Source organism: Arhodomonas sp. KWT, from assembly GCF_010993615.1.
Genome location: NZ_WNXE01000742.1, coordinates 1 through 821, shown reverse-complemented (window position 1 = coordinate 821; position 821 = coordinate 1). Strand labels below are relative to the sequence as shown.

1 pseudogene is annotated in these 821 nt (G+C 67.4%); it reads right to left on the bottom strand.

What is annotated here, in order from left to right:
• Positions 1–638 (bottom strand): annotated as a pseudogene (gene cobA / locus G7A99_RS22115) (uroporphyrinogen-III C-methyltransferase); the annotation flags it as partial.
• Between the last annotated feature and the right edge of the window lie 183 nt (positions 639–821).

Genomic DNA, 821 nt, shown 5'->3' with positions numbered 1-821 from the left:
GCGACCACGCGCTGCGCTGCCGTCGTACCCTGCTGGACCACCGCCGCCGGCCGCTCCGACGGTGCACCGTGCGCGAGCAGACCGGCCACCAGGCGGTCAATCCCGGCCAGCCCCATGTAGAACACGACCGTCTGCTGCGGACGTGCGAGCTGGTCGAAATCCAGCGCCAGCTCGCCGTTGGCCTTACGGTGCCCGGTGACGAACACACAGGACTGGGCGTGGTCCCGGTGGGTGAGAGGGATACCTGCGTAAGCGGCACAGCCGCTCGCCGCGGTGACCCCGGGAACGACCTCGAACGGCACGCCGGCGGCCATGAGCTCCTCCAGCTCCTCGCCGCCGCGGCCGAAGATGAACGGATCGCCGCCCTTCAGGCGCACCACGCGCAGACCTCGCCGCGCGTAGTCGATCAGCAGCGCGTTGATGCGCGACTGGGGCACCGGATGACGATCCCGCTGCTTGCCCACGTAGATCCGCTGGGCCGAGGCCGGCGCCAGTGCGACGATCTCGGCGGCGACGAGGCGGTCATGGAGCACCACGTCCGCCGCGCGCAGGCGGCGGTAACCGCGCAGGGTCAGCAGATCCGGATCGCCGGGGCCGGCGCCCACCAGGCTGACGGCGCCGGTACGGCCACCGTACCCGGCGGGGGCAAAGGTCAGGGTCGGGTCTTGATCGGTCACAGGCGGCCCCCGTCTGTTTCGGATGCCCCTACCCTAGCGCCTGACGCATATTTGAAAAAAGAATATAGTCGATTAAAATTAGATCATTCTATTATTTTGGGTATGTGCCATGAAGCTCAACCAGCTCCGCTACATCTGCGAGGT